The 7,269-nt window shown below is 68.1% G+C and carries 5 protein-coding genes; 4 read left to right on the forward strand and 1 reads right to left on the reverse strand.

Going from position 1 to position 7,269, the window contains the following annotated elements; all coding sequences use genetic code 11:
* Nucleotides 1–5: 5 nt before the first annotated feature.
* The 4 genes from CFB52_RS30630 to CFB52_RS30645 all read left to right on the forward strand — a co-directional run bounded on the left by CFB52_RS30630 (nt 6) and on the right by CFB52_RS30645 (nt 6,064).
* Nucleotides 6–1,256: a DNA repair exonuclease gene (locus CFB52_RS30630; protein WP_099318319.1), complete on the forward strand. Its 1,251-nt coding sequence runs from the start codon at nt 6–8 to the stop codon at nt 1,254–1,256.
* 3 nt (nt 1,257–1,259) lie between these two features.
* Entirely contained in the window at nt 1,260–4,730 is a 3,471-nt protein-coding gene (locus tag CFB52_RS30635) for a YhaN family protein (RefSeq protein WP_099318320.1), read from the forward strand.
* Nucleotides 4,731–4,852: 122 nt separating this feature from the next.
* Complete coding sequence (locus CFB52_RS30640; protein ID WP_059583821.1) at nt 4,853–5,377, forward strand: HD domain-containing protein; 525 nt, start codon at nt 4,853–4,855, stop codon at nt 5,375–5,377.
* A gap of 9 nt (nt 5,378–5,386) precedes the next feature.
* Entirely contained in the window at nt 5,387–6,064 is a 678-nt protein-coding gene (locus CFB52_RS30645; RefSeq protein ID WP_099318321.1) for a DUF429 domain-containing protein, read from the forward strand.
* Nucleotides 6,065–6,188: 124 nt separating this feature from the next.
* Here the strand turns inward: CFB52_RS30645 and CFB52_RS30650 are convergent, their stop codons facing one another.
* Nucleotides 6,189–6,626, reverse strand: coding sequence for an ATPase (locus CFB52_RS30650; RefSeq protein WP_226226106.1), 438 nt, complete (start codon nt 6,624–6,626; stop codon nt 6,189–6,191).
* Nucleotides 6,627–7,269: the final 643 nt, after the last annotated feature.

Genomic DNA, 7,269 nt, shown 5'->3' on the forward strand with positions numbered 1-7,269 from the left:
CCTTCGTGAAGTTCATCCACGCGGCAGACATTCACCTTGACAGCCCGTTGCACGGCCTGAGCGCGTATCCCGACGCGCCGGCCGCGCAGTTGCGCAACGCGTCGCGCGAGGCGCTGCGGCAACTCGTGGATCGTGCGATCGAAGAGGAAGTCGCGTTCCTCGTGATCGCGGGCGACCTGTACGACGGCGACTGGAAGGATCACAACACGGGCATCTTCTTCGGCCAGCAGATGGGGCGCCTGCGCAGGGCCGGCATCCGCGCGTTCGTCCTCGGCGGCAACCACGACGCCGAAAGCGAGATGACGAAGAAGCTGACGCTGCCCGACAACGTCACCGTGTTCGGCCACCGCAAGCCGGAAACCTTCACGCTGCCGGAATGCGACGTCGCGCTGCACGGGCAGAGCTTCAAGGACAAGGCCGTCGTCGACAATCTCGCGATCGGCTATCCGGATCCGGTGCCCGGGTACTACAACATCGGCGTGCTGCACACGGCGCTCGAAGGGTATGCGGCGCATGCGAACTACGCGCCCTGCACGCTGGCCGAACTGCACGCGAAGGGTTACGACTACTGGGCGCTCGGCCACGTGCACGAATTCCAGCAATGGACGGGTCCGTCCACCGTCGTGTTTCCCGGCAACCTGCAGGGGCGCCATATCCGCGAGACGGGCCGGCGCGGCGCGGTGCTCGTGACGGTCGAGCAAGGCAGGACGCAGGTCGAGCGCCTGTATCTCGACGTGCTGCGCTGGGAAGCCGTGTCGGTCGATGCGTCCGATTGCCTGTCGGTGGCCGATCTGTCGAGAAAGATCGGCCAGTCGCTGGAGGCGCTGTTGACGGTCGACGGCCACGTGCCGCGCGCGGTGCGCGTCACCGTCACCGGGCGCACGCCCGCGCACGGCCTCTTTTTCGGCCGCGCGCCGCAGTTGCGTGCGGAGGTGCTGAGCCAGATCGGCATCATCGGCAACGAGCGGCTGTGGCTGGAGAAGGTCCGGCTCGCGACGTCCGCCGCCGATCGGCAGCCGGGCGAAAGCGAGCCGCTCGAAGCGCTGGAGGACCTGAAGCAGATCCTGGCCGACGCCGCGCACGATCCGGATTTCCTCGCGCTGCTCGAACGCGACCTGAAGCCGTTCGTCGGCAAGGTCCGCAGCGACGTGAAGGAGGACGTGCCGTTGCTGACGCTGGCGCGCGCGGGCGAACTGACGGCGCTGGTCGAGCAGGTCGGGCCCGCGTTGCTCGCGCGGCTGGCGAGGGGGGAGTAAGCGATGCGCATCCGCCAGCTCGATCTGATCAAGTACGGCAAGTTCACCGACGAGACGCTGCGTTTCCCGTCGGCCGGCGAGGATTTTCATGTGATCGTCGGGCCGAACGAGGCCGGCAAGTCGACGATCCGCACGGCCGTGTCCGAGTTGCTGTTCGGGATGAAGCTGCAGACGCCGCTCGATTTCCTGCACAGCACGCCCGAACTGCGGATCGGCGGCGTGCTGGAGAGCGGTGCGGGCGAATTCGTGTTCCACCGTGCGCGCGGGCGCAGTCCGTTGCGCACGCCTGCCGACGACAAGCTGCCCGACGACTATCTGGCGTCGATTCTCGACGGCGCGACGCGCGAATTCTTCGAGCAGATGTTCGGGCTCGATCACGGGCGGCTGGTCGATGGCGGGCGCAGCATTCTCGACGCATCGGACAAGCTCGGCCAGGTGCTGTTCGAATCGGCTGCCGGCGTTGGCAGCCTCGGGCCGGTGCGCGAGGAGCTCGACGCGCGCGCGCTCGAATTGTGGGCGCCGCGCCGCAGCGGCAGCGCGTTTGCGCTGGCCGAAACCGCATTCAACGAAGCCGTGGCTGAACTGAAGACGGTCCAGGTGCGCACGCGCGACTGGGTCGATCGCAAGGAAGCGCGCGAAGCGGTCGAGCAGCAGATCGAGCAGGCGCGGGCGGAACAGCGCCGGCTCGAAGCGCTGCGCTCGAAGCTCGAACGCGTGCGGCGGCTCGCGCCGTACCTGAAGGAGCTGACGGTCAAGGACGCGGCGCTGGCCGAACTGGGCGCGGTGATCGAGTTGCCGCCGACCGCGTATGCGGATCTGCTGAAGGCGCAGGGCGATTTCGCGGCCGAGCAGAAGGTGCTCGAGGAGCGGCGGGCCGACCTCCTCGCGAAGCGGCAGGCGCGCGATGCGATCGCCGCGGACGCCGACACGCTGGCGCTCGAAGCCGATATCGAGGCGCTCGATCGGCTGCGCTCGGCGTGCACGAATCACGCGCAGGATCTGCTGTTGCTCGGCGCGGACGTCGAGCGGCACCTGTCCGCCGCGTTGTCGGCGGCCGCGCAGCTCGGCTGGCCGGCGGACGAAGCGTCGCTGCGCGCCGCGTTGCCGACGGCGCTGTCGCTGAAGACCGTCGCGAACCTGCTGCGCGAACACGGCGCGCTGCACCAGGCGCTCGCCGGCGCGCGCGAATCGCTCGACGAGCGCACACGCGAGCTGGCGCAGGTGCGGGAACAACAAGCGCGCCTGTCGACCGTCGACGTGCCGGAAGCGTTGCGCGCGGCGCTGGCCGATGCGCATGGCTTTCGCAACAGCGGCGCGCGCGAGCAGGCGCTGGCGCATGAAATCGCGGCCGCCGAACGCACGCTGGCCGGCGCGCTCGACGCGCTCGGCCAGTGGCGCATGCCGGTCGATGCGCTGCGTGCGCTCGACGTGCCGTCGGCGGCGCGGCTCGGCGCGCTGCTCAAGGAAGACAGCGAACGTGCCAGCGCGGCTGCTGCCGCGCGCGACGCGCGGGATGGCGCGCTCGAAGAGCTCGAACGGCTCGAACTGCAGGAGAAGCATTTCGCGGAGAACCACAAGGTCGTCACGACCGCCGACGTGCTGGCGGCGCGTGCGCGTCGCGACGGCGCGTGGGGCGAGATTCGCAGCGGCGCCGTCGAGCTCGCCGCGGGCGCACCGGCGCTCGACGACGCGATGCGCTTGGCCGACGAGCTCGTCGATGCGCAACTCGGCGCGACCCAGGCCGCGGCGACGCTGCAGTCGCTGCGCCAGCAGGTCGAATCGGCGCGTGCCGGCGTTGCACGCAGGCAGGCCGCGCTGGACGAACGCGAGCGCGAGCTCGCCGCGCATCGTGACGCATGGGCCGCGCTCGCGACGGCGGCCGCGGTGCCCGGCATGCCGCTGGCGGCGATGGGCGACTGGCTCGCGAAGCGCGATGCGGTGTTCGCCGCACAGGCCGATCTCGATCGGCAGCGCCGTGAATTCGACACGATGCGCGCTGCCCGCGCCGGCGCGGAAGCCGCGCTGCGTGCGGCGCTGTCGAAGGTATCGCGAGGCGGCGAGTCGGACGGGCTGGTCGCGCTCGTCGCCGTCGCCGAGACGTTCGTCCAGTCGGCCGAGAAAGCGGCCGCGCAGAAGGACAGCCTGGACGATCGTGCGCGGGAGGCCGAACGCGGGTGCGCGACCGCGCGTTCGCGGGTCGATCACGCGCAAACGGCTTACGACGCGTGGCAAGCGCAATGGCGCGACGCACTGGCCGACGCGAAACTGTCCGCGAGCGCGACGACGCTGGCCGCGGCGGAAGGTGCGCTTGGGCTTGCGAACACGGTGACGGCCGAACTGGCCGATGCAGACGCGCCGCGCAACCGGATTGCCGCGATCCGCGCGGAGCTGAACGCGCTCGAGGCCGGCGCACGGCGGCTTGCCGAAGCGCTCGCGCCGGAATGGCTGGCGAGCGGCGACTGGCTGGACGTGGCGCGCCGGCTGACGATGCGCCTCGCGGCCGCCAGGGAAATCGCCCGTGCGATCGATCGTGCCGACGAGGCCGTGCGGCAGGCCGACGGCAAGGTCGCGGACGCGGCTGCCGCGGTGGCGGGCGCCGACGCGCGCATCCAGCCGCTGCTGCAACTGGCCGGCGTCGCGTCGATCGACGCGGCGCTGCCGCTGGCCGAGCGCTCGGATCGCCAGCGCCAGCTTCGGCAGGCGGTCGATGCCGCGCACGACGCGCTGGTGCGCGACGGCGACGGGCTTTCCCGGTCCGCCGTCGAGGCCGAGGTGGCGGAACAGGACATTGCCGACGTGCCGGCGCATCTCGAAGCGGTGAAGCAGTCGCTGGCCGATATCGGCAAGCGGCTGAACGAGTTGGCGCAGCAGCAGGTCGTGGCCGACCAGGCGTTCGGCGCGATCGACGGCCAGGCGAGCGCGGCCGTCGCCGAGTCGAAACGGCAGGAGGCGCTGGCGGCGATGGGCGACGCGGCCGAACAGTATCTGGAAGCGGCCACGGCGAGCCGCTTGCTGAAGTGGGCGACGGATCGCTACCGCGACCAGAAGCAGGGGCCGATGCTCCGGCGCGCGGGCGAGATTTTCGCCGGGCTCACGCTGGGTGAATTCGCGAAGCTGACCGTCGATACCGAGCGGACGCCGCCCGCGCTGTATGCACGGCGCACGCGGGGAACGTCGGTCGAGGTCGCGGGGCTGAGCGAAGGGACGCGCGATCAGCTGTTCCTCGCGCTGCGGATCGCGGCGCTGGAGTTGCAGCTCGGCAGCCGCACGGCGCTGCCGTTCGTCGCCGACGATCTGTTCATCAATTTCGACGATGCGCGTGCGAGGGCGGGGCTCGAGGCGCTGCGCGATCTGTCGACGCGCACCCAGGTGCTGTTTCTGACGCACCACGACCACCTGTTGCCGCTCGTGAGGGACGTATTCGGCGCGCGCGTCAACGTGGTCGAGTTGCAGCGCGCGCCGGCCGGCGCGTGATGCGGGGCGCGTCGGAATACCCGCGCACTGGAACGGGCGTCGCGTACAGGTAGTATGAGCGGTTCCGAAACGCACGCGGCCGGTTCAACGGTCGCGGGTCTGGCCACACGAGGGGTGAGAATATGAAGAAGCTGGTAGCCGCGATTGCGTTCGCGGCGGACAAGCATCGCAATCAGCGACGCAAGGATGAAGAGGCGTCGCCGTACATCAATCATCCGATCGCGCTCGCCGACGTGCTGGCCAACGAGGCCGGCATCGAGGACGAGCGTGTGATCGTCGCGGCCGTGTTGCACGACACGGTCGAGGATACGGAGACGACCGAGCAGGAGTTGCTGCGGCTGTTCGGCAAGGACGTGGCGGACATCGTGATGGAAGTCACCGACGACAAGTCGCTGCCGAAGGACGAGCGCAAGCGTCTGCAGGTCGAGCACGCCGCCACCATCAGCCGGCGCGCGAAGCTCGTGAAGCTGGCCGACAAGATCTGCAACCTGCGCGACATCGCCCGGCATCCGCCCGCGGACTGGCCGCTCGAACGCAAGCAGGCGTACTTCGACTGGGCGAAGTCGGTCGTCGATCCGATGCGCGGCGTTCATCCCGGTCTCGAGGCGATCTTCGATGCCGCGTACGCCGCACGGCCGGCGGACTGAGGCGCGCGCATGCGATCGGCCCGATCCGCCGCACGGCAACCGGCCGCGGTGGCGGGTGTCGACGTCGGCGGCGACAGGAAGCTGTGCGATCTCGTGATCCTGCGTGGCTCGACGATCGTCTGCCAGGAAGCGCGGGTCGCGCCCGAGTCGCTGCCTTCACTGTGCCTCGCCCATGATGTCATCGCCGTCGGGGTCGACGCGCCGAGCCTGTGGTGGACGGGGAGCGGCCGTCGCGCGGCCGAACAGGCGCTCGCGCGCGAACGGATCTCGTGCTTTCCGACGCCGTCGCGGGAGCAGGCCATCGCGAGCACGTCGGGCTTCTTCGACTGGATGTTCATGGGCGAGCGCGTCTACCGTGCACTCGCGCACGCCTATCCGTTACTGACCGACGCGCGCTACGCGGGCGGGCGCGCGAGTTTCGAAACCTATCCGTATGCGATCACCTGCGCGATGCTGGGCAAGGCCGTGGCGTCGGCGAAGCAGAAGCGCAACCAGCGTCGGCAATTGCTGGAGCGGCTGGGGATCGATGTGTCGACGCTGCGTTCCGTCGATGCGCGAGACGCTGCCCTGTGCGCGTTGACGGCGCAATACGTGATCGACGGCAACGCGCATGCGTATGGCGATGCGGCGGGCGGTTATATCCGCGTGCCGATGATGAGCGAGACGATCGTGCTGGATGCGCCGTAGCGGCGACGCGCGGTTCCGGGCCAGGCGGCGATCGCGGGGAAGCCGTTTCGTGCGGGAGGATGAGAACGGCTGTCGGCGGGCACGACGTGAAGCTCGTGCACCGCGTGATTCCGGCTGAGCCTGCTTAATCCTCGAGGATGGATTTCGGCACGCTGGACAGGTCGCAGGCTTGGGCGTGCTCGAAGTAGCTGTCCGCATCGTCGATCATCACGACCGCGACGTCGATCAGTTCGTCCAGCCGTTGCAGCAGCGATTCCCGCCACTCGATGTCTTCGTCGCGCTCGGGCGCCTTGTCCAGCTGCTCGATGATCGAGTCGGCCGTTTGCAGGAATGGAATCGCCTGCTGATAGTTTTCGATCGAGACCAGCGCCGCATTGCGCGCGCCGACGAGCTGCTCGCGATACGTGTCCGCGAGTTCGGATTCGCCGCTGATGCGTGGCAACATGTCCGAGATGCGTTGCAGAAGCGGCGGGACTTGTTGTTCCAGCTGGATCGCACGCTCGCGCAGGGCTGCATATTCGTCGCGAAGGTCGGTGTCGCCGGGTTGAGTCGTGCTGTCCATCATCGATATGAGTGCGTGGTTCGGTCGCGGCATGATACTCGACCGCGCCAGGTTCCTCGCCCGTTCCGCCTCTTTCTATATACGGAAGAAAGAGAGGTGTTCGTCATATCTTTGGAGGGCGGCGCGCGTTGTCCTTTCCGGCCCGTCGAGCCCAAGGCCTCCGTGCGCGACAGCGCACGGAGGCCTTTTCAAAGTTTCTTCACAAAGAGCTTGCACGGATGGGGGCGGGTGCTTAGAATCACGCCTCTTTCGCGCTAACGGAAACGCGGTGCGGGAGGAAGGGAAGCGGTGCTGTTGAGGTTCGGTGGTAACGAGCCGCAGCGGCGCAGGAAGGTGAGCCCCGCGGTCGCAACGAAGTCGTTCAGAAAGTTGTTGACGAGCTGCGAAACACGGTTCATAATCTCGCTTCTCTGCTGCTGAAAACGCAGCGCTGCCGAAGAGTCTCAGATTCCTCGCAGAAACGCTCTTTAAAAATTAACAGCCGATAAGTGTGGGCGCTTGATGAAAGCGAGCTGATCCTCGGATCAGATAGCGAAAGTATCAAGAGTCTCACACTAAAGTAAGTCAGGTTTATGAAGTGATTCATATTCCTGTCAGCTTTGAGTGAGCGACCGGTTCTACGGAACCGAAAACAGTAACAGGT

The organism is Burkholderia sp. AU18528 (assembly GCF_002223215.2).
GTDB lineage: Bacteria > Pseudomonadota > Gammaproteobacteria > Burkholderiales > Burkholderiaceae > Burkholderia > Burkholderia semiarida.